Here is a 23,533-nt window from a genome sequence, read left to right as displayed (position 1 = left end):
ACCGATAGCATGGTCGCGTTCGTGAACACCCCGAACCCCCACAACCAGGAGACCGACCGATGAGCGCCGCCGCCAGCCCCGCCCCCGCAGCCCCGATCCGGGTCGCTGCCGGGACCACTGCGGGCGCGGCCGTCCGGGAAGCGGGTCTGCCCAGCCGCGGGGCCGCCGACGCCGTCGTCGTGGTGCGTGACGCCGAGGGCCGGCTGCGCGACCTGTCGTGGGTGCCGGACTCCGACGTCGAGGTGACCCCGGTGGCCGCCGACACCGAGGACGGGCGCAGCGTCATCCGGCACTCCTGCGCGCACGTCCTGGCGCAGGCGGTTCAGGACCTGTTCCCCGACGCCAAGCTCGGCATCGGCCCGCCGATCACGGACGGCTTCTACTACGACTTCGACGTCCCGCAGGCCTTCACGCCGGAGGACCTCGCGGCGCTGGAGAAGCGCATGCAGAAGATCGTGAAGGACGGACAGCTGTTCGACCGGCGGGTGTACGCGTCCAAGGACGAGGCGCGCGGCGAACTCGCGAACGAGCCCTACAAGCTCGAACTCGTCGACGACAAGTCCGGTGATCCCGACGTCATGGAGGTCGGCGGCGACGAGCTGACCGCCTACGACAACCTCAATCCCCGCACGCGGGAGCGGATCTGGGGCGACCTGTGCCGCGGGCCGCACATCCCCACCACGAAGTACATTCCCGCCTTCAAGCTGACCCGCAGCTCCGCCGCGTACTGGCGCGGCGACCAGGAGAACGCCAGCCTGCAACGGGTCTACGGCACCGCCTGGGAGTCGCAGGAGGCGCTCGACCGGCACCTCGAACTGCTGGAGGAGGCCCAGCGCCGCGACCACCGCAGGCTCGGCGTGGAACTCGACCTGTTCAGCTTCCCCGACGAGATCGGGTCCGGGCTGCCCGTGTTCCATCCCAAGGGCGGCATCGTGCGTCGCGAGTTGGAGGACTACTCGCGTCGCAAGCACATCGAGGCCGGGTACGAGTTCGTTAACACCCCGCATATCACCAAGGCGCAGCTGTTCCACACGTCGGGGCACCTGGACTGGTACGCCGACGGGATGTTCCCCCCGATGCACATCGACGCCGAGTTCAACGAGGACGGCACCGTGCGCAAGCCGGGCCAGGACTACTACCTCAAGCCGATGAACTGCCCGATGCACTGCCTGATCTACCGGGCGCGCGGACGGTCCTACCGGGAGCTTCCGTTGCGCGCGTTCGAGTTCGGCGCCGTCTACCGGTACGAGAAGTCCGGCGTGGTGCACGGCCTGACCCGCGTACGCGGCCTGACCATGGACGACGCGCACATCTTCTGCACGCGCGACCAGATGCGCGGCGAGCTCACCTCGCTGCTGCAGTTCATCCTCTCGCTTCTGAAGGACTACGGGCTCGACGACTTCTACCTCGAACTCTCGACGAAGGACCCGAAGAAGTTCGTGGGATCCGACGAGATCTGGGAGGAGGCCACGAACACGCTCGCCGAGGTGGCCGCCGAGTCCGGCCTCGAACTGGTGCCCGACCCCGGTGGCGCCGCGTTCTACGGGCCGAAGATCTCGGTGCAGGCCAGAGACGCGCTGGGGCGCAGCTGGCAGATGTCGACGATCCAGCTCGACTTCAACTTCCCCGACCGCTTCGAGCTCGAATACACCGCAGCCGACGGCAGCAGGCAGCGGCCGGTGATGATCCACCGGGCCCTGTTCGGCTCCATCGAGCGGTTCTTCGGCATCCTGACCGAGCACTACGCCGGCGCGTTCCCGGCGTGGCTGGCCCCCGTCCAGGTGGTCGGCATCCCCGTGGCCGACGGACACATCCCCTACCTGGAAGAGGTTGCCGCGCAACTGAAGGCGCGCGGCGTGCGGGTCGAGGTCGACGGCAGCGATGACCGGATGGCGAAGAAGATCGTCAACCAGACCAACCGATGCGTCCCGTTCATGCTGTTGGCGGGTGACAAGGACATGGAGGCGGGCGCGGTGAGTTTCCGGTTCGGCGACCGCACCCAGGTCAACGGGGTGCCTCGGGATGTCGCGGTCGACACCATCGAGGATTGGATCGCACGCCGCGAGAACGCCGCTCCGACAGCGGAACTCGTCGAGGTGGATCGATCGTCGTGAGCGATCCGAACGGCGAGGACCAGACCATCACCGACCGCGGGGTCGGCGATGCCGATCAGCTGCAGCGGCTGTGGACGCCGTACCGGATGAACTACATCGCCGGCACCATCAAGACCGGCTCGGCGAAGTCGTCCGAGCCGTTCACCGACATCCCCACCATGTCGGACGAGGACGGTCTCGTCGTGGCACGCGGCGAGCTGGTGTACGCGGTGTTGAACCTGTACCCGTACAACCCCGGCCACCTCATGGTGGTGCCGTATCGGCGCGTCGCCGAGCTCGAGGAGCTCACCCCCGATGAGAGCGCCGAGCTGATGGCGTTCACGCAGAAGGCCATTCGCGTGATGAAGGCGATCTCGAGGCCGCACGGTTTCAACGTCGGGCTCAACCTCGGGACGTCGGCAGGCGGATCCCTGGCCGAACACCTGCACATGCACGTCGTCCCCCGGTGGGGCGGGGACGCCAACTTCATCACGGTCATCGGCAACGCCAAGGTCATCCCGCAGTTGCTGCGCGACACGCGCGCACTGCTCGCCTCGCAGTGGGCCGAACTGCCGTGAGTGACGTCTATCTGATGACGAGGGCGGCCTACGCGAAACTGAGCCGCCCGGTCGCCAAGGCCGCGCTGCGCATCGGGTTGACCCCGGACAGCGTGACGATTCTGGGCACCGCCGGTACCGTGATCGCCGCCCTGACGCTGTTCCCGACCGGGCAGCTGTGGTGGGGCGCCTTCGCCGTGTTCATCTTCGTGCTGGCGGACATGCTCGACGGTGCGATGGCCCGCGAACGCGGCTACAGCACACCGTTCGGCGGAGTGCTCGACGCCACCTGCGACAGGATCGCCGACGGCGCGGTGTTCTGCGGCCTGCTCTGGTGGGCGGCGTTCGGGCTGCACAGCACCCACCTCGTAGTGGCGACGATGATCTGCCTTGTCACGTCCCAGGTGATCTCGTACATCAAGGCGCGCGCCGAGGCGAACGGACTGACCGGCGACGGCGGCATCATCGAGCGACCGGAGCGGCTGATCATCGTGCTGGTGGGGGCGGGTCTGTCCGGAATTCCGTTCCTGCACGCCCCGTGGCTGCTCGACGTCGCGATGTGGCTGCTCGCCGTCGCCAGCCTCGTCACGCTCGGCCAGCGGCTGCACTCGGTCCGCACCTCGCCGGGGGCGGTGGATCGTCTCGAGATCGACACCACCCCCGGCACCACCGAGGAGCGGAGCGAGCCGTGAGCACGCCGTCGGCCGGGCTGCCTAACGTCCGCGGCATCCGCGTCCCGCTCGGCGGCCAGCTCGCCGATCTCGGCTACGCGGCGGGCTGGCGAGTGGTGCGCGCGATGCCGGAGTTCGCTGCGCGCAATGCATTCGAGGCGGGTGCTCTCTACGCGGCGCGCGGCGGCGGTCCCGACCAGTTGCGCAAGAACCTGGCCCGAGTGATCGGGGTGCCACCCGCCGAGGTGCCGGGCAGCCTGATCCGTGCTTCCCTTGCCTCCTACGCCCGATACTGGCGGGAGGCGTTCAGGTTGCCGTCGATGGACCATCAGATGCTGGCCGAGAAGCTGGAGGCCGCCGCGATCGGCGGCGAGCACGTCGCGGCCGCGCTGGACGCCGGCAAGGGCGTGATCATCTCCCTGCCGCACAGCGGCAACTGGGACATGTCCGGTGTGTGGATGACCAACACGTACGGCCGGTTCACCACCGTCGCCGAAAGGCTCAAGCCCGAATCCCTGTACAAGCGCTTCCTGGAGTACCGGGAGAGCCTCGGCTTTGAGGTGCTGCCGCTCACCGGCGGTGACCGGCCGCCCTTCGACATTCTCGCCGAACGGTTGCGCGACAATCGGATCGTGTGCCTGATGTCGGACCGTGATCTGACGAAATCCGGTGTGCAGGTGGACTTCTTCGGCGAGCCGACGAGGTTCCCGGCAGGTCCGGCCAAGCTGGCGCTGGCCACCGGGGCGGCGCTGCTGCCGATCCACAGCTACTTCGAACCAGACATCTCGGTCACCGAGATCTTCCCGCCTCTCGACACGTCGTCGGGCGACGTCGGGGTCATCACGCAGGCGCTCGCCGACCGATTCGCGACCAACATCGCCGCCCACCCCGCCGACTGGCACATGATGCAGCCGCAGTGGCTGGCCGATCTGTCCGTTGAGCGGCGGGCCAAGCTGGCGGGCACGAACGGAGACGGCTGAGTGCGCATCGGGATGGTGTGCCCGTACTCCTTCGACGTGCCGGGCGGCGTCCAGGCCCACGTCCTGCAGCTGGCCGAGGTGATGCGCGGTTACGGCCACTACGTGAGCGTGCTGGCGCCGTCGTCGCCGCACGTCGAACTGCCCGACTACGTGGTCTCCGGCGGTAAGGCCGTGCCCATTCCCTACAACGGCTCGGTGGCCCGGCTGCGGTTCGGCCCGGCCACCCACCGCAAGGTCAAGAAGTGGCTGCAGGACGGCGAGTTCGACGTCCTGCACATCCACGAACCGAACGCGCCGAGCCTGTCGATGCTCGCGCTGATGATCGCCGAGGGGCCCATCGTCGCGACGTTCCACACCTCGACCACGAAGTCGTTGACGCTCAGCGTGTTTCAGGGCATCCTGCGGCCGTGGCACGAGAAGATCGTCGGCCGCATCGCGGTGTCGGACCTGGCCAGGCGCTGGCAGATGGAAGCGCTCGGCTCCGACGCCGTGCAGATCCCCAACGGCGTCGACGTGGCGTCGTTCGCGTCCGCCCCGAAGCTGGACGGGTACCCGCGCCCCGGGAGATCCGTGTTGTTCCTCGGCCGCTTCGACGAACCGCGCAAGGGCATGGCCGTCCTCCTCGGTGCGCTGCCCCGACTCGTCGAGGCGCTGCCGGACGTCGAGGTTCTGGTGGTCGGCCGCGGCGACGAGGACGAGTTGCGCGAGGAGGCCGGCGAACTCGCGGGGCACCTCAGATTCCTCGGGTTGGTCGACGATGCCGAGAAGGCGTCCGCGATGCGCAGCGCCGACGTCTACTGCGCCCCGAACACCGGCGGCGAGAGCTTCGGCATCGTTCTCGTCGAGGCGATGGCGGCGGGCACCGCGGTCGTGGCCAGTGACCTCGACGCCTTCCGCCGGGTCCTCGAGGACGGTGCGGCCGGCAGGTTGGTGCCCGTCGACGACTCGGCGGCACTCGGCGAGGCGCTGGTGGAGGTGCTGTCCGACGACGTGGCGCGCGAGCGCTACATCGCGGCCGCAACCGAGGCGGTGCAGCGGTACGACTGGTCGGTGGTCGCGCGCGACATCCTGCGCGTGTACGAGACCGTCGCGGGAGCGGGTGCCAAGGTGCAGGTGGCCGGCTCGGCGGGCAGGAGCGAAGCGACTAGGGGATCCGCATGAGCGTGACGTTGTGGATAGTGATCGGCGCCCTCGTCGTCCTGCTTCTGTTGGCGCTGGCGATGCTCGGCGCGTGGGCCCTCCAGACGGCCAGCCGCCTCAACCGGTTGCACGTGCGCTACGACCTGTCGTGGCAGGCGCTGGACGGGGCGCTGGGCAGACGCGCGGTGGTGGCACGGGCGGTGGCCACCGACGGATACGGCCGCAGTCCGTCGGGCAAGCACCTCACCGCGCTGGCCGTGACGGCCGAACGCGCGCCACGCGCCGGCCGCGAGGCCGCCGAGAACGAACTTTCAGCGGCGCTGTCGGCCGTCGATCCCGCGTCGTTGCCGCTCGGCCTGGTGGCCGAGCTGGCGGATGCCGAGGCCAGGGTGCTGCTGGCCCGGCGATTCCACAACGACGCGGTGCGCGACACCCTCGCGTTGCGCGAGCGGCCGTTGGTGCGGTTGCTCCATCTCGGTGGAACGGCCGCCATGCCAAGCTATTTCGAGATCGCAGAGCGCTCCATTCAGAGCATCTCGACCGACTACGGCAAGCGGGTGTCGGCGCGCGTCGTTCTGCTCGACGAGAACGGCTTCGTGCTGCTGTTCTGCGGCTCGGATCCGGCCAGTGCCGCGGCGCCCCGGTGGTGGTTCACCGTCGGCGGAGCGGTGGAAGCGGGGGAGTCGCTGCCCGACGCCGCGGTTCGCGAGCTGGCCGAGGAGACCGGCCTGCGGGCCAGCGCCGCGGACCTGATCGGCCCGGTATGGCGCCGCGAGGCGGTGTTCGACTTCAACGGCTCGGTGATCCGCAGCGAGGAGCTGTTCTTCCTGTACCGGACGGAGCGCTTCGAACCGTCCCTGACCGGTCACACCGATCTGGAGCGGCGCACCATCCACGGCCACCGGTGGTGCGACGAGGAGGCGATCGCCGAACTCGAGGCCCGAGGTGAGACGGTGTATCCACGTCAGCTCGGCGAACTGCTGGTCATCGCCAATGCGGCGGTGGCCGGCAGCCCGGCCCCCGAGCTGCAATCGATCCGATGACAGTGAGCTGCGGATCTAATCGATTTGGCGGGCCTACTAGACTGGTTTCGCACTGATCTGGAGGAGATAGCCGTGGAAAGCGCGGAGAACAACGGTCGCACCGGCACCGCGCGCGTGAAGCGCGGGATGGCCGAAATGCTCAAGGGCGGCGTCATCATGGACGTCGTCACCCCCGAACAGGCGCGCATCGCCGAAGGTGCGGGTGCGGTGGCGGTGATGGCGCTGGAGCGGGTGCCCGCCGACATCCGGGCCCAGGGCGGGGTCTCGCGGATGAGTGACCCCGACATGATCGAGGGCATCATCGACGCGGTCACCATCCCGGTGATGGCCAAGGTGCGGATCGGGCACTTCGTGGAAGCGCAGATCCTGCAGAGCCTCGGCGTGGACTACATCGACGAATCGGAGGTGCTGACCCCGGCCGACTACGCCAACCACATCGACAAGTGGAAGTTCACCGTCCCGTTCGTGTGCGGCGCGACCAATCTGGGCGAGGCGCTGCGCCGACTCACCGAGGGCGCGGCGATGATCCGCTCCAAGGGTGAGGCCGGTACCGGTGACGTGTCGAATGCGACCACGCACATGCGCAAGATCGGCGGCGAGATCCGTCGACTCACGTCGCTGTCCGAGGACGAGTTGTTCGTCGCCGCAAAGGAACTGCAGGCTCCCTACGATCTGGTGGTCGAGGTGGCGCGGTCGGGCAAGCTGCCGGTGACACTGTTCACCGCGGGCGGCATCGCCACCCCTGCGGACGCGGCGATGATGATGCAACTCGGTGCCGAGGGCGTGTTCGTCGGGTCGGGCATCTTCAAGTCCGGTGACCCCGCGGCGCGTGCCGCGGCGATCGTCAAGGCGACCACGTTCTACGACGATCCCGACGTGTTGGCCAAGGTGTCGCGCGGGCTCGGTGAGGCCATGGTCGGCATCAACGTCGACGACATCCCGGTCCCGCATCGGCTCGCAGAGCGCGGCTGGTAGAACCGAGCGGTGGCTATCGAGGAGATTCTCGATCTGGAGCAGATCGAGGTCAACATCTACCGCGGTGGCGTCTTCAGCCCCGAATCGGGATTCCTGCAGCGGACGTTCGGCGGGCACGTCGCAGGCCAGTCGCTGGTGTCGGCGGTACGGACCGTCGACCCGAAGTTCCAGGTGCACTCGCTGCACGGGTACTTCCTCAAGGGCGGCGATGCCAGAGCGCCATCCGTGTACACCGTCGAGCGCATCCGCGACGGCGGTTCCTTCTGCACCCGCCGGGTGACCGCGATCCAGCACGGCGAGACGATCTTCTCGATGTCCGCGTCGTTCCAGACCGATCAGAGCGGTATCGAGCATCAGGACGCGATGCCGACCGCGCCGCCCCCCGACGACATCCCCGACTTCAAGTCGGCGAGCAAGGTGTTCGACGACGCCAGCTTCCGGCAGTTCGACGAGTGGGACGTCCGGATCATCCCGCGCGATCAGATGAACTACCTGCCGGGCAAGGCGTCCCAGCAGCAGGTCTGGTTCCGGCATCGGGACCCGCTGCCCGATGACCCGGTGCTGCACATCTGCGCGCTGGCGTACCTCAGCGACCTGACGCTGCTCGGGTCGGCGCAGGTCAACCACGTCGAGGAACGCAAGCACCTGATGGTCGCGTCGCTGGATCACGCGATGTGGTTCATGCGTCCGTTCAGGGCCGACGAGTGGCTGCTGTACGACCAGTCCTCGCCGTCGGCGTGCGGCGGTCGCTCGCTGACTCAGGGCAAGCTGTTCAACCGGTACGGCGAGATGGTCGCCGCCGTGATGCAGGAGGGTCTGACCCGCTACCAGCGCGACTTCACGCCGTCCGCCACGTGAGCGCCCCCCGCATCGGGGTTCTCGCACTGCAGGGGGATACCCGTGAACATCTCGCTGCGCTGCGCGAAGCGGGAGCCGATGCCGTCACCGTGCGGCGGCTCGTGGAGTTGGAGTCCGTCGACGGCCTGGTGATCCCCGGTGGCGAGTCGACCGCGATGAGTCATCTGCTGCGCGAACTCGATCTGCTCGAGCCGTTGCGCGCGCTGCTGGCCGACGGCATGCCCGCGTACGGATCGTGTGCCGGGATGATCCTGCTGGCCTCCGAGATCCTGGACGCCGGGGTGCCGGGCCGTGAGGCGCTGCCGCTCGGCGGTATCGACATGACCGTGCGCCGCAACGCCTTCGGACGTCAGGTCGACTCCTTCGAGGACGACATCGCCTTCTCCGGCCTCGACTCCGACATCCACGCCGTATTCATCCGGGCGCCCTGGGTGGAGCGGGTCGGGCCGTCGGTCGAGGTGCTGGCGACGGCGGCGGGACATCCGGTGGCCGTGCGGCAGGGCAAGGTGCTGGCGACGTCGTTCCATCCCGAGATGACCGGCGACCGCCGGGTGCACGCGCTCTTCGTCGCCTCCCTAAGGGGTGAGGATCGGGAGGAGCAGGCGGGATGACGACCGCACGGTGTTGCGCGTGCTGGTGCCGACGCTCGCGTGCCGGAAGTTCATGATCGCCGGTGTCGTTGGATCCTGATCGTCGCTGGCGAGCACCACCTGGACGCGGTGGCCGGCGGCGAACCGGCGGGCGTTCGGCACCAACGGAATCCGGTACTCGACGTCGTCGCCGATCGGCACCGCCACCGGCGAGCGACAGATCAGGGCCGGGGCACCGGGCGTACTGGCGGCCTCGTCGACCTCGCGCAGGCTCGCGCGAAGCCAGCCCGCGGTGACGTCGGTGACACCACCGTCGGGTGCGACGTCCTGCAGCGTCACCAGCCAGGCCGTGTCGGCGGCAGTGGCGGCTGCGACGAGACGCACCTCGATGGCCCCGACGACGTCGAGATCCGCCTCGAGCGCGGCCGACGTCCACGTCAGGGTGGCGGGCGGGTCCAACTCGCTGGCTGTGACTCGGCCCGTTCCGGCGCCCAGTACCAGGTAGTCGCGCGCGCCCGGCGAGCCCTCGTCGGAGTCGAGGGCGCCGTCGGCGCGCAACGCGAACTCGCGGTACGTCGCGGGGGGTGGCCACGACGCGCTGCTATGCCAACCCTCGGCACCGGGCAGGGCGTAGCGCACCCGATCACCGTCGAGAATGCCCGTGTCGCGGCCCTTCAGCCAGTGGTCGTACCAGGCGAGCGCCTCGGTGTGCAGGCTCTCCCACGGCCACGTCAGGCCGAACTCATCGAGCAGGCCCATCTGCACATTCGGGTTGTGCGCCAAGCCCTTCCACGACAAGAAGGTCGACGGCAGATGCAATGGCACGTTCTCCCAGTCGCAGCCGAGGTAGACGGGGATGTCGATGTTCTTCAGCAGCGCTGTGAGATCTCGGTCGTCCCACCACTCGTCGCGCACCGGATGGTTGACGAACACGTCGAGCCACAGCTGATCCCACGGATGCGGATCGTGCGGGAGCTTGAGCAGCTGGTGCATCAGCGTGACCGCCGCTTCGCCGTTCATCGTTCCGAACTTGCGGTGCAGCGGCGGGAGGGCGAGCACCTTGCGGGCGAGGTGCAGGGGCACGCTGCGCCAGAACTCGTCGCTGCGCGCGGCGGTCAACCCCATCATGGACAGGAACGGCGTGATGAACGCGGAGCTGACCAGGCCGTGGTGCGAGGCCGCCTCGAACAGATCGGACGTGACCGCGAGCGGGAAGATCGCCTTGAGGTGGGGCGGCCGCTCCACGGCCGCCTCGAGTTGGGTCATCGCGAAGTAACTGATGCCGATCATGCCGACGTTGCCGTCACACCACGGCTGCGCGGCCGCCCATTCGACGAGTTCGTGCATGTCGCGCCGTTCCTGCGAATCGAAGAACCCGAACTCGCCGCCGGAGCCGCCGGTGCCGCGCACGTTGGCGATGAGGTGGACGTAGCCGCGGGACACCCAGAACTCGGTGTTGCCCGCCTCGATGAAGCCCATCGGCGCGCCGAGATCCTGGATCTGGCGTGGATAGGGCGAGGCGGCGACGAGCACGGGGAAGCGGCCGACGGTATCGGGCCGGTGCACGTCGGCCATCAGCGATACGCCGTCGCGCACCGGCACCGCCACGTTGATGTCGTGCACGACACCGTGTTCGGGCGCGCTGAGGTTGCGGAATTCGCGGCCGGTGGTCTGGGGCCCGTTGAGACGCGCAGTCGTCATGAGTTTCACGCTACGTTGAAATTAGTCTCAACGCAACGTGAAACTTTTGCTAGGGTTGCGGAATGCCGAGGAGACCCACGAAGCCGCCGCCCGGCCCTCGTGACGAGAAGGGCGTGCTGTCCGCGCGCATTCTCGGCGCAGCCCGTGAGGAGTTCGCGCAGCACGGCTGGGCCGGCACCACGATCCGAGCCGTCGCGCGCGGCGCCGACGTCGACCCTGCGCTCGTCTACCACTACTTCGGATCAAAGGAAGCCCTGCTCGACGCGGCGACGACGCCACCCCAGCGCTGGCTGGAGAGCGTGGCGGCCACGTGGGCTACGCCGGTCGAGCGGCTCGGCGAAGCGCTGCTGAGACTCATGCTCGGCGCCTGGGCGGACGACGAGATCGGTCCCGTGTTGCGCGCGGTGCTGCTGACCGCTGCGCATGACGAGACGACCCGTGAGAAGCTGCGGCGTGTCGTCGAGGGCAGTCTGATCGGGGCATCGCACGTGGGCACCGATGGGACCGACCGCGTGAAACGCAGTGGACTGATCTCGTCGCAGATCATGGGATTGGCGATGATGCGGTTCGTCTGGAAGGTGGAGCCGGTCGCGTCGATGACCGACGATGAACTGGTCGCGGCGATAGCACCGAACCTGCAGCGGTACATCGACGGCGACCTGGGCTGACGTGCTCGCGGAGGATCGGCGGCACCCACGTAGACTCGATCCTTGGACTTTGCGTTAAGTGAAAGAGGTTGTACCTGCATGAGCGGCCATTCCAAGTGGGCGACTACCAAGCACCAGAAAGCCGTCAAGGACGCCCGTCGGGGCAAGGAGTTCGCCCGGCTGATCAAGAACATCGAGGTGGCTGCGCGCACCGGCGGCGGTGATCCGAACGGCAACCCGACGCTGTACGACGCCATTCAGAAGGCCAAGAAGACCTCCGTGCCCAACGACAACATCGAGCGTGCGCGCAAGCGCGGCGCCGGCGAGGAGGCGGGCGGCGCCGACTGGCAGACCATCATGTACGAGGGCTACGGACCCAACGGGGTGGCGGTCCTCATCGAGTGCCTGACCGACAATCGCAACCGCGCGGCAGGCGAGGTCCGCGTCGCGATGACCCGCAACGGCGGCAACATGGCAGACCCCGGATCGGTGTCCTACCTGTTCACGCGCAAGGGTGTCGTCACGCTGGAGAAGAACGGACTCTCGGAGGACGACGTGCTGGCCGCGGTCCTCGAGGCGGGCGCCGAGGACATCAACGATCTGGGGGAGAGCTTCGAGATCATCTCGGAGCCAACGGATCTCGTGGCTGTCCGCAGTGCGTTGCAGGAGGCCGGCATCGACTACGACTCCGCGGATGCCAGCTTCCAGCCGTCGGTCACCGTTCCCGTCGACCTCGACGGTGCGCGCAAGGTGCTGAAGCTCCTCGACGCACTCGAGGACAGCGACGACGTGCAGGACGTGTACTCCAACGTCGACATCCCCGACGACGTCGCCGCTCAGCTCGACGAGGACTGAACGGAACTCGTCAGGAACGCGCCGATCTCCCGCGCCGTCCGCGCAGGCTGGTCGAGCATGATCAACACCTTGGCGTCGTCGATGTAACGCACTGTGCCGCCGGTGATTTGAGCGATTCTTTCGCCGTGGGCCACGGGCATGACGCGGTTGCGGCTCCACAGCACCAGCACGTCGCCGGGGAAGTCGGCGAGTCTCTCGGTGGCGCGCACCAGTTCGCTCGTGACGAACTTCGTCCGCGAGTACTTCAACAGGTCGCGCCGGATCCGCACATCGGCGAGCGCGGGTGCCGTCCACGCGTCCATCACCTGCTGCGGGATGCGCTGCGCCGCCATCATGCCCCACATGAAGAATCGGTCGCGGAGCCAACCGATGCGCATCTGCTGCAGCGCCAGTTTCACCGTGCCGGTGGTGCGGGTGGCAACCCAGGTGACCTTACCGGGGAATCCGGGCGGGAAGTTGTCGAAGGCCTCGGAGGGGCAGATCACCATGCGGGCGATCCGGCCATCGCGGCCGTGGTCGGTCAGGAACAGTGGGCCTCCCCAGTCCGTCACCACCAACGTCACGTCGGTGAGGTCGAGCGCGTCGAGGAAGTCCGCGATGATCGCCACCTGACCGGGCATCGTGAGATCGGCGTCCTCGCGCATCGGAACGCGGTGGCCACCCAGTGGCAGGATCGGCAGCAGGTACCGGAAGCCGGTGGGCAGCAGCGGCAGCGTCGACTCCCACTGCGCGTCGTTCATCAGCAGTCCGTGCAGCAGCACCACCGGCGGACCCGACGGATCGCCCTCCTGCCGGTACTCGACCGTGCCCGCCGCGACTTCCACCGATTCCATCGATCCTCCATTAGAACGTTGATTCTAGAACGTATGCTCTAGTGTGTCCTCAGGAGGTGACGATGGCAAGGTCCACACGGGAATCGATCCTGACGGCCGCGGCGGAGTTGATGCGCAGTCGCGGTTACGCCGCGGTGGCGATGAAGGACGTCGCCGCGGCGTCCGGCGCGCCGATCGGATCTCTGTACCACCACTTTCCCGGCGGGAAACTACAGATAGCGCGCGAGGCGCTGGTCAACGCGGGCGTCGCCTACGGTCAGCTGATTCCCACGCTGATGGCGCCGCACGACGACCTCGGCGTCGCGATCGAGGCGGCGTTCGGTCAGGCCGCGGAGGACATGGCGGCCACCGGGTTCGCCAACATGTGCCCCGTGGCCAGCGTCGCGGCCGAGACCGCGGACACCGTGCCGGAACTGCGCGAGACCACGGCCGGGATCTTCACCGGCTGGCTCGACGGCGGTGCCGACTACTTCCGATCACGCGGGCTGGCACCGGATGCCGCCCGCGACCTCATCGTCGCCCTCGTCGGTGCGCTCGAGGGCGCGTTCGTACTCGCTCGCACGCTGCGCAGTACCGAACCGCTCCTCGTCGCGGGCCGGGCGCTGGCCGACGGCCACCGCGGCGTCCCGCTGACCGCTCAGCCGCGGCTGCCGTTGGACGACGTGGCCAACGCCTCGTCGTAGTCCGGGTGCTCGTCGAAGGCGCGACTGCGCTCGTCGGCCTCCGGGCTTCCGGAGAAGAGGTTCGACGTGACGTGGCGCGATCCGCTCTCGCCGGCGCTCCCGTTCGGCACCGGTTCGGTGTCGGGCTCGTACTGGACGAGGCGCTGCATCGGGAACGCGCCGCCGGTGCGGTGCACCCAGCTGACCAGCCCCTCGCGCACGGCGCAGCGCAGGTCGAACAGGGCGCCCGCATTCGGCGCGCTGACGACGACGCGCACACGCACGACACCCGCGACGGCGTCGGTGACCTGCAGGACTCCACGTCGGCCGTCCCACTGCTCGCTCTCGGACAGCAGCCTGCCCAGCTCGGTGCGCATGTCGTTGAACGGCACGCGGAAATCGACGTCCAACTCGACCGAGCCCATGATCTCGGTGGCGTTGCGCGTCCAGTTCTCGAAGGGCGTGGTCGTGAAGTAGGTGGAGGGAAGCACCAGCCTGCGCTCGTCCCACAGCCGGACGACGACGTAGGTCAAGGTGATCTCCTCGATGCGGCCCCACCACTGGCCCTGCTCGAGTTCGACGACGTCGCCGACGCGGACCGCACCGGAGAACGCGATCTGCATGCCCGCGAACACCGCGCCGAGCGACGTCTGCGCCGCGAGACCTGCGACCACCGACAGCACACCGGCGGACGCGAACAGCGTCGTGCCGATGTCGGAGAAGGACGGGAACGTCATCAGGATCGCGGCGACGCCGAGCAGGACGACGACCGCGATGGCGAGCCGGCGCAACACCGTCACCTGGGTGCGCACCCGGCGCCACCGCCGGTCGGCGTCGGTGAGATCGTCGCCGCCGCCGGCGTAGATCGCGATCATCCGGCGCTCGGCCACCAGGACCAGGCTGACGAGGAGCCACGTCAGGGTGGCGATGTTGACGATCAGCAGCGTGTGGTCGACCCATCCGCGCCACGGATCACTCGCGTCGGACGTGCGCTGCACGGCGATCGACGCACCGAAGACCGCGAGCGTGGCGCGTACCGGCATCCGCGTCAGCGTCGCGACGTCGTCGATCACCCTGCTTCGGCGCCCGAGACGCCGGAGCACCCACGTGAGAACCACCCCCGCGAGGAACGCGATCACGACGGCGCCTGCAACCCAGGCGAGCGTGACGGCGAGATTCGTTGCGGATTCGAGTTCGGTCTCGTCGGGCATCGGGTGACATCAGCTCCCACTGCTAGGGGTCGGGTTCGTTCGCGACGTTAGCGTCCGTTCCCGGACTCGTCACATCCGAAACGACGCCCCGGTCGGGGTGATATCGCGCGGAACAGGCACTCCGCCAAGCAAAATAGGCGGGTGGCAGTAGTGACCGACCCCAACGGGGCGCAGTGGAACATCCACCGTCGGTGGTGGCCGTTTCCCGATCTCACCGATCTGTTCGACCTCGACTGGTTCCTGCTGAGCCTCGTCGTGTCGCTGCCCTTCGTGTTCCTCTGGCCGTTCTGGTACGCCGCGAAGTTCCTCGGCGTGAAATGGCGCATCGTCATCGAGCGCAACCAGCACGAGCAGGGCTACGAGCTGGTCCGCGGCTACGGGCGATCGGGGGCGCGCATCGACGAGATCGTGCGGGAGATCGCGCACGGCCGCCGGTCCGGTCACTTCGTGCTGTAGACGACGGCGCGTGTCCCTACCCGGCGATGGGTGAACCGGCCGCTACGCTATCGAACAGCTGTTCTACACCCGAGGAGACGAAGTGCGCGTGATGGGCGTCGACCCCGGCTTGACCCGCTGCGGACTGTCGGTCATCGAGAGCGCGGGCGGCAGGCAGGTCACCGCACTCGACGTCGACGTGGTGCGCACGCCGTCGGACGAGTCACTGGCGCGCCGGCTTTTGACCATCAGCGACACCGTCGACCACTGGATGGACACCCACCTGCCCGACGTCATCGCCATCGAACGCGTCTTCGCCAACCAGAACGCGAACACCGCGATGGGCACCGCACAGGTCGGTGGCGTGATCGCGCTCGCGGCGGCCAGGCGGGACATCGACGTGCACTTCCACACGCCCAGCGAGGTTAAGGCCGCCGTCACCGGCAACGGCCGGGCCGACAAGGCTCAGGTCACCGCGATGGTCACCAAAATCCTTGCGCTGCAAACGAAACCGACACCGGCTGACGCCGCCGACGCGCTCGCGCTCGCGATCTGCCACTGCTGGCGGGCCCCGATGATCGCCAGGATGGCGGCCGCCGAGGCGATGGCGGCCGAACAGCGGCGGACATATCAGGCGAAGCTGAAGGCTGCGCCGGGTCGGATGTCGCGGAGCACGACGTGATCGCCTCGGTCCGGGGCGAGGTGCTCGACATCGCGCTCGACCACGCGGTGATCGAAGCGGCGGGCGTCGGCTACAAGGTGCTGACGACGCCTGCGACGCTGGCCACGCTGCGCCGAGGCGGCGAGACCCGGCTCATCACGGCGATGATCGTGCGCGAGGATTCGATGACGCTGTACGGCTTCGCCGACGCCGAATCCCGCGACCTGTTCACGACGCTGCTCGGGGTGTCCGGTGTCGGTCCCAAGATCGCCCTCGCGACGCTGGCGGTGTACGACGCGCAGGCGCTGCGGCAGGCCCTCGGTGACGGTGACGTCACCGCGCTCACCAGGGTGCCCGGTATCGGAAAGCGCGGGGCCGAGCGCATGGTGCTCGAACTGCGCGACAAGATCGGCGCCACCGCACCGGGCGCGTCGGCGTCGGCGACCGGACACGGGATCCGCGGCCCCGTCGTGGAGGCCCTCATCGGGCTCGGGTTCGCGTCGAAGCAGGCCGAGGAGGCCACCGACAAAGTACTCGCCGGGGACCCGGACGCCAGCACGCAGAGCGCTCTGCGCGCGGCGCTGTCGATGCTGGGCAGGAAGTAGCGATGGGCCGCTTCGACGACCCGGACGACGTCGAACCCGCCGAGGACCGAGACGTCTCGGCCGCGCTCACGGTGGGCGAGGGCGACATCGACGCGAGCCTGCGGCCGCGGTCGCTGCGCGAGTTCATCGGTCAGCCTCGGGTGCGCGAGCAGCTGTCGCTGGTCCTCGAGGGCGCCAAGAACCGCGGGGGCACGCCGGATCACATCCTGCTGTCCGGGCCGCCGGGCCTGGGCAAGACCTCGCTGGCGATGATCATCGCCGCCGAACTCGGGTCGTCGCTGCGCGTCACGTCGGGCCCCGCACTCGAGCGGGCGGGTGACCTCGCCGCGATGCTGTCGAACCTCGTCGAGGGTGACGTGTTGTTCATCGACGAGATCCACCGCATCGCCCGGCCCGCCGAGGAGATGCTGTACCTGGCCATGGAGGACTTCCGCGTCGACGTGGTCGTGGGGAAGGGGCCGGGCGCCACGTCGATCCCGCTGGAGGTCGCGCCGTTCACGCTCGTCGGAGCGACGACGCGGTCCGGCGCGCTGACCGGACCGCTGCGCGACCGGTTCGGCTTCACCGCGCACATGGACTTCTACGAACCGGCTGAACTCGAGCGCGTACTCAGCCGATCGGCGGGCATCCTCGGCATCGAACTCGGCGGTGACGCGGGGTCCGAGATCGCCCGCAGGTCCCGTGGCACCCCGCGTATCGCCAACCGGCTGCTGCGCCGCGTGCGCGACTACGCGGAGGTGCGCGCCGACGGTGTCATCACCCGCGATATCGCGAAGGCGGCGCTCGCGGTCTACGACGTCGACGAGCTGGGTCTGGATCGCCTCGACAGGGCGGTGCTGAGCGCGCTCACGCGTAGCTTCGGCGGCGGCCCGGTCGGCGTGTCCACGCTCGCGGTCGCCGTCGGTGAAGAGGCCACCACCGTCGAGGAGGTGTGCGAGCCCTTCCTGGTTCGCGCGGGCATGATCGCGCGCACCCCGCGCGGTCGCGTCGCCACCCGGCTGGCCTGGACTCACCTCGGGATGACCCCACCGAACGGCGCGGTGGGATTGGGACAACCCGGCCTATTCGAGTGAGGAGCGGCGGAATGATCACGGCGGCATTGGTTTTCGCGGGACTCGCCGCGGTTCTGCACGTCTACATCTTCGTGCTCGAGTCGTTCCGCTGGACGGAGCCCGCTACGCGGAGGACGTTCGGCACGACGCCGGAGGAAGCCGAGACCACCAAGCTGCTGGCTTACAACCAGGGGTTCTACAACCTCTTCTTGGCGATCGTGACCGGCGTCGGCGTGGCCTGGATCAGCTCCGGCGGAATGGCCGTCGGCGCCGCTCTGGTGTTCGCGGGCGTCGGCTCCATGCTGGCCGCCGCCATCGTGCTGCTCGCCTCCGCGCCGGCCAAGGCGCGGTCGGCGGTCGTCCAGGGGGCGTTCCCGTTGATCGCGGTGGTCCTGCTGGCTGTCGGGCTCTCCCTGGCGTAGCCCGTCGCGACGTCGGCGCCCTCGGCCCGCCCGACCACGTAGACCTGATCACCGCCGGACTGTTTGGCTTTGTACATCGCGCGGTCGGCGGCCTCGACCAGCGTGTCGGCGAACGCCAGGACCTTCGCGTCGGGGATCGCGGAGAACGGCGCACTGGCGATGCCGATGCTCGCGGTGATGTCGCCGGGCAGAACGGAGATCTCCGCGCGCAGTCGCTCGGCCAGTTCGACAGCGTGCTGTTCGGGGCCGACGACCGCGACGACGAACTCCTCGCCGCCGATACGGGCGATGACGGAGTCGGTGTGCCGGTTGCGGCGCAGGATGTCGCCGACGGCCACCAGGATCCGGTCGCCTTGGGCGTGGCCCGACGTGTCGTTGATCCGCTTGAAGTCGTCGAGGTCGACCATCACCACCGCCAGTCGCTGCTGAGCGGCGCCCAGCGACGACGTCACCAGAGCCCGCACCGAGCGGTGGAAGCCGCGGCGATTGGGGAGTTCGGTCAGCGGGTCGGTATCCGAGCGCAGCGCGTCCATCCCGAGGATGTGAACGAGCACCTGTGCTGAGAAGGGCACGGCGAACACCGAGATCGCCAGCACGATCAACTTGCTGCTGGCGAGCGCGCCGTCCACGTACACACCGACCCGGACCGTGCAGACCACTGCCGTCAGCGCGGCCATCGCGAGGATCAGCGTGAGCAGTCGACTGCTGTGGAAGAAGGCGACGTAGCCGGCGAGCGCCGCGAACGCCGCGCAGGTTTGAATGCCGGCGCCCGGATAGCTCTGGGTGAGGCACGTGACGGCGATGCAGACACCCGCCAGAATGGAGAAGGCGGTCGACTGGCCCCGCGTCGGCCAGCGGGTGAGCCACATCAGCGCCATCGTCAGGCACGTGCCCGCCACGATGACGGCGGTGGCGAGGAAGATCGGCCCTACCGGCCCGGACGCGCTCGCCCACATGAGCACGGGTACCGTCGCAAGGGCCGTGACGATGACAGCCATCATGTAGCGGGTGAACCGCTGAAGATTGTGTGCAGCAAGGTAGCTGGACAGCCAACGATAGTGATCCGGCTGATGCCACCACTGGCTGATCAGTTGCACTATCTGGTGCTCACCTTGCGATCTTGCCCTGACGAGGGTGTCGATTCGGGCGTATTTCGCGGACCGCAAAAAGCGTTCCCACGTTCAAAGAATCGATAGTACAGACTGCGATGGGTGTTTGCTGCACGAATTCGCGACCGGGCGCGCAGCGGCACTGGCAACGCACCGGTCGGCGTGCAAGCGGCCGTGAGCAGGCGATGCTCCCGCCCGAACTCCGGCATGGCAACCAACCCTGTGCGACCCGCCCGGTGACGGTCCGTCGGGGTTAGGCGTACGCGGGGCCGGGTACTCGCGGGATCGACTGAGGAGGCCCACCAATGAACCACGTCGAGACGCGGGACCACCCGAAGGGTGGACGTCTGCACATGCCGAGGAGTCGCGGCGCGGCGAGCGGACTGCTGCTGATCGTTTTGGGTGCCTGGGGTGCCCTCGCGCCGTTCGTCGGTCCGCAACTCGGGTTCGCCTACAACGACAGTCGCGACTGGACGGCCGCACGCGGACTGCTCGAGGTGCTGCCCGGTGTGGTGACGGTCATCGGCGGTGGTTTGCTGCTGATGTCCCGGAACCGCGTCACCGCGATGCTGGGCGGTTGGCTGGCCGTACTCGCCGGTGCGTGGTTCGTGATCGGCCGCGCAGTTGCGGGCCCGTTCGGTCTCGGCGACGTCGGCGCCCCGGTGGCCGCTACCGACACGCAGCGGCTGTGGCTCGAGTTGTCCTACTTCCACGGCCTGGGTGCGCTGGTGGTGTTCCTCGGCGCCGTGGCGCTCGGGCGGGTGTCGGTGCGGACCGCACGCGACATCGAGTACGCCCGCCGCACCGTCGTCGAGCAACCGGGCGCCGACGCGCCGGTGCCGACGGGTGCGCATGCCGTGGCGATCGACGACGAGTCGCCCACCGAGCCGACACCGAACACGCCGACGCGTCGCAACCGCCGGTGGGGTGTGCTGCGCCGCAGTCCCGCGGGCTCGACGAACTAGCCGCGGGCCTGCTCGGGGTCGAGTTCGTCGAGCAGGGCCTGCATGGTCTTGCACATGTCCGCGAACGCGTGCGATCCGACGGCGGCCCCCCAGCGCTGCTCGATGTCCGCGACGCGATCGCCCGCGTCGGCCAGCAGGCCCTGACCGCGGGCCGTCAGGTCGATCAGCTTGGCACGGCCGTCCTGCGGATCGGGACGACGGGTCAGATAGCCAAGTGCCGCAAGGTCGTTCACCAACTCCGATGCCGCAGCGAGGCTGAGCTGGGCCCGTGCGGCCAGCTCGGTGAGCCTGATGCCGCCCGTCCGGATGTTGCCGAAGATCTGGTAGTGCACCTCGCGGATGTCGTCGTACCCGCGGTCGGCCGCGGGGGCCGCGAGGTCGTCGCGGAACAGTCGCAACAGCCGCACCAGCAGCTGTCCGATCGCCAGCCGGTCCGGGGGCAGATCACTTGACGAGGGCACGTCGAAGAACAATACTACGGAAACCGAAGTTTCGGTTTCCGAAGTAAAGGAGGCGTGGCATGGCATCCCGATACGTCACCACCGCGCTGGGCGAGCTGCACGTCACCGTCACGGGTACCGGACCCCCGGTTGTCCTGTGGCACAGCCTGTTCGTCGACTCCACGTCGTGGGGACCCCTCGTCGGCGAGCTCGCCGGGCACCGAACCGTCTACGCCGTCGACGGCCCGTCGCACGGGGCGAGTGATCCCGTCCCGCGCGACTTCTCGGTTGCCGAGTGCGTGGATGTGGCCGTGCAGGCCCTCGACGGGCTCGGACTCGCCGAACCGGTCGACTGGGTGGGAAACGCGTGGGGCGGGCATGTCGGCTTACGGCTCGCGGTCGGCGCCGCGCCGCGGATCCGCACCTTGACGACGATCGGTACCCCGATACGGGGCTTCACACCGTGGGAGAAGGTGGTCAAGGGCTGGCCGCTGGTGTGGTTGTACCGCTGGCTCGGTCCTGTCGGCCTCGTCACCGGGACGCTGTCGACGTCGCTGATCGGCCCGCACACCGCTGCCGCCCAACCCGAGCGGACTCGGGCGGTGATGCAGTCGTTCACGTCCGCCGACAGGGTCGGCATGACCAGAGCGATCAGGTCCCTGATGCTGCGCCGCACCGGAATCGCCGAACTGCTTCCCGAGGTGGCCGTGCCGACGCTGGTGATGTCGGCTCGCGACGACGCGATGGGGTGGCGGCCAGACGAGGCGCGCAGGACCTGCACGGCGATCCCGGACTGCAGGGTCGAGGTGGTGGAGGGCGGCGGCCACGTGGCGCCACTGCTCGTCGACTCGCCGCGGATCGCACAGTTGATCCGCCGTTTCTGGGAGGTGACTGATCCCAGTACGCCGTCGCGTGCCTGATGCGCGGGCGGTCCGCGAGGCCGCTACCGCTTCGCGAGCACCGCGGCGAGCACGTCCAACCCCTCGTGCAGTAGCTCGTCGCTGATGGCGAGTGGCGGCAGGAAGCGCAGAACGTTGCCGAACGTCCCGCAGGACAGCACGATGACGCCCTCGGCGTGCGCGCCCGCACACAGTGCCTTCGTGAGATCCGCGTCGGGTTCGGTCGTTCCGGGCTTCACCAGTTCGACGGCGATCATGGCGCCTCGGCCGCGGACCTCGCCGATGCGGTCGTCGTCGGCCTGAATCCGGCCGAGCCGCTCCTTCATGAGCGTCTCGATCTCGCGGGCGCGCGCGACCAGGCCATCGGCCTCGATGGTCTCGATGGTGGCGAGCGCGGCGGCACACGCGACGGGATTACCGCCGTAGGTACCGCCGAGGCCGCTGACGTGAGGTGAATCCATGATCGCGGCGCGTCCCGTCACGGCGGAGAGCGGCATGCCGTCGGCGATGCCCTTCGCGGTGACGATGAGATCGGGGGAGATGCCCTCGTGCTCGCACGCGAACATCGCTCCGGTGCGGGCGAATCCGGTCTGCACCTCGTCGGCGATGAAGACCACGTTGTTCTTCCTGCACCAGTCCAGCAGCGCGGGCAGGAAGCCCTCGGCGGGCACGATGAAGCCGCCCTCGCCCTGGATCGGCTCGATGATCACCGCAGCGAGGTTGTCCGCGCCGATCTGCTTGTCCATCACGCTGATCGCGCGCTTGGCCGCCAGCTCGCCGTCGGTGGCGAGTTCCTTGCCGAACTCGGCGTCGCGGAACGGATACGACAGAGGGGCGCGGTAGATCTCCGGAGCGAACGGACCGAAGCCGTGCTTGTAGGGCATCGACTTCGCGGTCAGCGCCATCGTCAGGTTCGTCCGGCCGTGGTAGGCGTGGTCGAACGCCACGACGGCCTGCTTGCGGGTGTAGGTGCGGGCGATCTTGACCGCGTTCTCCACCGCTTCCGAACCCGAGTTGAACAGGGCGGAACGACTATCGCCCTCGATGGGGGTGAGCCGGTTCAGCTGCTCGCACACCGCCACGTACCCCTCGTAGGGCGTGACCATGAAGCAGGTGTGGGTGAACTCCTGCGCCTGCGCACCGACCGCCGCCGCGACGCGTGGCGACGCGTTGCCGATGGTCGTGACGGCGATGCCGGAGCCGAGATCGATCAGGCGGTTGCCGTCGACGTCTTCGACGATGCCCCCACCGGCCCGTGCGGCGTACACCGGCATGGTGGTTCCGACACCGTTCGAGACGGCGGCGGACTTGCGCTCGATGAGGGCCTGCGACTTCGGGCCGGGGAGGCTGGTCGCGAGGTGGCGGCTCTGTTCCAAGGTGCTCACGTTGACTCCTGGGGGTCGGATGACGAGGGCGGTACGCGACTGCCGTAGCTGGCATCGAGGGGTCGCGGCCAGCCTAGTCGCCGCCCTTCGCGAGGCAATCGGAAACGTCGGTAGTCACCCCGCGCGGCGTATGGAATGCGTACCTGTCACCCCCGTTTCGCACGGTTTCGGTAGCACTCCGGGTGTGAGGGGCGGTCGTCAGCAGCCGATTTCCGCTGAGGGTGGACTCAGCCGCTCGCCGTTGTAATGGCACACTGGACCGGACGTGGCCGCGTGCTAACCCCTGGTGTCGGCCGTTCTTCATTGCACTCGATACGAAAGACGCGCTTCCCATGGATCTGGCCCTGTTCCTGCCCCTGCTCATCGTTCTCGGCGCGTTCATGTTCTTCGCCTCGCGCAAGCAGAAGAAGGCCATGCAGGCCACCATCGACCTGCACGAGTCCCTGAAGATCGGCGACCGTGTGCACACGACGTCCGGTCTGGAGGCCACGATCACCGGCGTCGGCGACGACAGCGTCGACCTGGAGATCGCCCCCGGCGTCGTGACCACCTGGATGAAGCTCGCGGTCCGGGATGTCATCGAGCCCGATGACGAGGACGAGGCCGATGAGGACGGCGACGACTACGAGTACGAGGAAGACGTCGCGGACGACGCGTACGACGTGCGGTTGGACAAGGATCCGACTCGCTCGCCCAAGACTGACAGCTGACGGCTCAGGTCGACCACGTACCCTTTCCGGGGCT

At 68.6% G+C, this 23,533-nt stretch carries 25 protein-coding genes and 1 pseudogene; 20 read left to right on the top strand and 6 right to left on the bottom strand.

Annotated features, from left to right (window positions below; all coding sequences use genetic code 11):
- The first annotated feature begins 59 nt into the window (after nt 1-59).
- From thrS to pdxT, 9 genes are all read left to right on the top strand, one after another.
- A complete protein-coding gene (thrS, locus tag NM203_RS12065; RefSeq protein ID WP_255060163.1) occupies nt 60-2,114 on the top strand; it encodes a threonine--tRNA ligase in 2,055 nt (684 codons plus the stop codon).
- Nucleotides 2,105-2,671: an ATP adenylyltransferase gene (locus tag NM203_RS12060; protein WP_255060417.1), complete on the top strand. Its 567-nt coding sequence runs from the start codon at nt 2,105-2,107 to the stop codon at nt 2,669-2,671. The genes thrS and NM203_RS12060 overlap by 10 nt, the downstream gene beginning before the upstream one ends.
- Nucleotides 2,668-3,342, top strand: a complete 675-nt coding sequence (pgsA, locus tag NM203_RS12055) for a phosphatidylinositol phosphate synthase (RefSeq protein WP_255060162.1) — start codon at nt 2,668-2,670, stop codon at nt 3,340-3,342. The genes NM203_RS12060 and pgsA overlap by 4 nt, the downstream gene beginning before the upstream one ends.
- The gene (locus NM203_RS12050; RefSeq protein WP_255060161.1) at nt 3,339-4,301 is read left to right on the top strand and encodes a phosphatidylinositol mannoside acyltransferase; all 963 of its coding nucleotides are present in this window, start codon (nt 3,339-3,341) and stop codon (nt 4,299-4,301) included. Before pgsA ends, NM203_RS12050 begins: the two co-directional genes overlap by 4 nt.
- Nucleotides 4,302-5,462, top strand: a complete 1,161-nt coding sequence (locus NM203_RS12045; protein ID WP_255060159.1) for a glycosyltransferase family 4 protein — start codon at nt 4,302-4,304, stop codon at nt 5,460-5,462.
- Entirely contained in the window at nt 5,459-6,484 is a 1,026-nt protein-coding gene (locus NM203_RS12040) for an NUDIX hydrolase (protein ID WP_255060158.1), read from the top strand. The genes NM203_RS12045 and NM203_RS12040 overlap by 4 nt, the downstream gene beginning before the upstream one ends.
- A 72-nt stretch (nt 6,485-6,556) precedes the next feature.
- Nucleotides 6,557-7,459, top strand: a complete 903-nt coding sequence (gene pdxS / locus NM203_RS12035) for a pyridoxal 5'-phosphate synthase lyase subunit PdxS (protein WP_255060156.1) — start codon at nt 6,557-6,559, stop codon at nt 7,457-7,459.
- 9 nt (nt 7,460-7,468) lie between these two features.
- Nucleotides 7,469-8,317, top strand: a complete 849-nt coding sequence (tesB, locus tag NM203_RS12030) for an acyl-CoA thioesterase II (RefSeq protein ID WP_255060155.1) — start codon at nt 7,469-7,471, stop codon at nt 8,315-8,317.
- On the top strand, nt 8,314-8,928 hold the full coding sequence (gene pdxT, locus NM203_RS12025) for a pyridoxal 5'-phosphate synthase glutaminase subunit PdxT (RefSeq protein WP_255060154.1): 615 nt from the start codon (nt 8,314-8,316) through the stop codon (nt 8,926-8,928). Before tesB ends, pdxT begins: the two co-directional genes overlap by 4 nt.
- Here pdxT and NM203_RS12020 read toward each other — a convergent pair.
- Complete coding sequence (locus NM203_RS12020; protein WP_255060153.1) at nt 8,893-10,608, bottom strand: CocE/NonD family hydrolase; 1,716 nt, start codon at nt 10,606-10,608, stop codon at nt 8,893-8,895. The genes pdxT and NM203_RS12020 overlap by 36 nt on opposite strands.
- Nucleotides 10,609-10,670: 62 nt before the next feature.
- On the opposite strand from NM203_RS12020, the gene NM203_RS12015 reads away from it, so the two are divergent.
- A complete protein-coding gene (locus tag NM203_RS12015) occupies nt 10,671-11,276 on the top strand; it encodes a TetR/AcrR family transcriptional regulator (RefSeq protein WP_255060152.1) in 606 nt (201 codons plus the stop codon).
- A gap of 78 nt (nt 11,277-11,354) precedes the next feature.
- The gene (locus tag NM203_RS12010) at nt 11,355-12,110 is read left to right on the top strand and encodes a YebC/PmpR family DNA-binding transcriptional regulator (protein ID WP_255060151.1); all 756 of its coding nucleotides are present in this window, start codon (nt 11,355-11,357) and stop codon (nt 12,108-12,110) included.
- Here the strand turns inward: NM203_RS12010 and NM203_RS12005 are convergent.
- Entirely contained in the window at nt 12,092-12,943 is an 852-nt protein-coding gene (locus NM203_RS12005) for an alpha/beta fold hydrolase (RefSeq protein WP_255060150.1), read from the bottom strand. The genes NM203_RS12010 and NM203_RS12005 overlap by 19 nt on opposite strands.
- A 62-nt stretch (nt 12,944-13,005) precedes the next feature.
- Here NM203_RS12005 and NM203_RS12000 point away from each other — a divergent pair, with 62 nt between their 5' ends.
- Nucleotides 13,006-13,626, top strand: coding sequence for a TetR/AcrR family transcriptional regulator (locus NM203_RS12000; RefSeq protein ID WP_255060149.1), 621 nt, complete (start codon nt 13,006-13,008; stop codon nt 13,624-13,626).
- Here the strand turns inward: NM203_RS12000 and NM203_RS11995 are convergent.
- Entirely contained in the window at nt 13,581-14,816 is a 1,236-nt protein-coding gene (locus tag NM203_RS11995) for a mechanosensitive ion channel family protein (protein WP_255060148.1), read from the bottom strand. The two genes, NM203_RS12000 and NM203_RS11995, sit on opposite strands and share 46 nt — an antisense overlap.
- A 141-nt stretch (nt 14,817-14,957) precedes the next feature.
- Here NM203_RS11995 and NM203_RS11990 point away from each other — a divergent pair, with 141 nt between their 5' ends.
- From NM203_RS11990 to NM203_RS11970, 5 genes are all read left to right on the top strand, one after another.
- Nucleotides 14,958-15,272, top strand: coding sequence for a hypothetical protein (locus NM203_RS11990; RefSeq protein WP_255060146.1), 315 nt, complete (start codon nt 14,958-14,960; stop codon nt 15,270-15,272).
- Nucleotides 15,273-15,354: 82 nt separating this feature from the next.
- A complete protein-coding gene (ruvC, locus tag NM203_RS11985) occupies nt 15,355-15,933 on the top strand; it encodes a crossover junction endodeoxyribonuclease RuvC (protein WP_255060144.1) in 579 nt (192 codons plus the stop codon).
- Nucleotides 15,930-16,517 carry a Holliday junction branch migration protein RuvA gene (gene ruvA, locus NM203_RS11980; RefSeq protein WP_255060143.1) on the top strand — a complete coding sequence of 196 codons (588 nt, stop codon included), beginning with the start codon at nt 15,930-15,932 and terminating at the stop codon, nt 16,515-16,517. Before ruvC ends, ruvA begins: the two co-directional genes overlap by 4 nt.
- A 2-nt stretch (nt 16,518-16,519) precedes the next feature.
- The gene (gene ruvB, locus NM203_RS11975) at nt 16,520-17,590 is read left to right on the top strand and encodes a Holliday junction branch migration DNA helicase RuvB (RefSeq protein WP_255060142.1); all 1,071 of its coding nucleotides are present in this window, start codon (nt 16,520-16,522) and stop codon (nt 17,588-17,590) included.
- 11 nt (nt 17,591-17,601) lie between these two features.
- Complete coding sequence (locus NM203_RS11970; protein ID WP_255060140.1) at nt 17,602-17,991, top strand: DUF1304 domain-containing protein; 390 nt, start codon at nt 17,602-17,604, stop codon at nt 17,989-17,991.
- Between the two features lie 47 nt (nt 17,992-18,038).
- Here NM203_RS11970 and NM203_RS11965 read toward each other — a convergent pair.
- Nucleotides 18,039-18,524, bottom strand: a pseudogene (locus NM203_RS11965) (GGDEF domain-containing protein); the annotation flags it as partial.
- An 881-nt stretch (nt 18,525-19,405) separates the two neighbouring features.
- Between NM203_RS11965 and NM203_RS11960 the strand changes: the two are divergent.
- Complete coding sequence (locus NM203_RS11960) at nt 19,406-20,065, top strand: hypothetical protein (protein ID WP_255060138.1); 660 nt, start codon at nt 19,406-19,408, stop codon at nt 20,063-20,065.
- Here NM203_RS11960 and NM203_RS11955 read toward each other — a convergent pair.
- Entirely contained in the window at nt 20,062-20,526 is a 465-nt protein-coding gene (locus NM203_RS11955; RefSeq protein ID WP_255060137.1) for a MarR family winged helix-turn-helix transcriptional regulator, read from the bottom strand. The genes NM203_RS11960 and NM203_RS11955 overlap by 4 nt on opposite strands.
- Before the next feature lie 59 nt (nt 20,527-20,585).
- Between NM203_RS11955 and NM203_RS11950 the strand changes: the two genes are divergently transcribed.
- Nucleotides 20,586-21,425, top strand: coding sequence for an alpha/beta fold hydrolase (locus NM203_RS11950; RefSeq protein WP_255060135.1), 840 nt, complete (start codon nt 20,586-20,588; stop codon nt 21,423-21,425).
- Nucleotides 21,426-21,448: 23 nt separating this feature from the next.
- Here the strand turns inward: NM203_RS11950 and gabT are convergent, their stop codons facing one another.
- Nucleotides 21,449-22,789 carry a 4-aminobutyrate--2-oxoglutarate transaminase gene (gene gabT / locus NM203_RS11945; RefSeq protein WP_255060134.1) on the bottom strand — a complete coding sequence of 447 codons (1,341 nt, stop codon included), beginning with the start codon at nt 22,787-22,789 and terminating at the stop codon, nt 21,449-21,451.
- Nucleotides 22,790-23,121: 332 nt separating this feature from the next.
- Between gabT and yajC the strand changes: the two genes are divergently transcribed.
- Nucleotides 23,122-23,499 (top strand): preprotein translocase subunit YajC, encoded by a 378-nt coding sequence (yajC, locus tag NM203_RS11940; protein ID WP_255060133.1) that lies wholly within the window; start codon nt 23,122-23,124, stop codon nt 23,497-23,499.
- Nucleotides 23,500-23,533: the final 34 nt, after the last annotated feature.

The organism is Mycolicibacterium arenosum (genome assembly GCF_024320865.1).
GTDB lineage: Bacteria > Actinomycetota > Actinomycetes > Mycobacteriales > Mycobacteriaceae > Mycobacterium > Mycobacterium arenosum.
The sequence above is the reverse complement of the archived record's forward strand: the minus strand, read 5'-3'. Positions and strand labels throughout refer to the sequence as shown.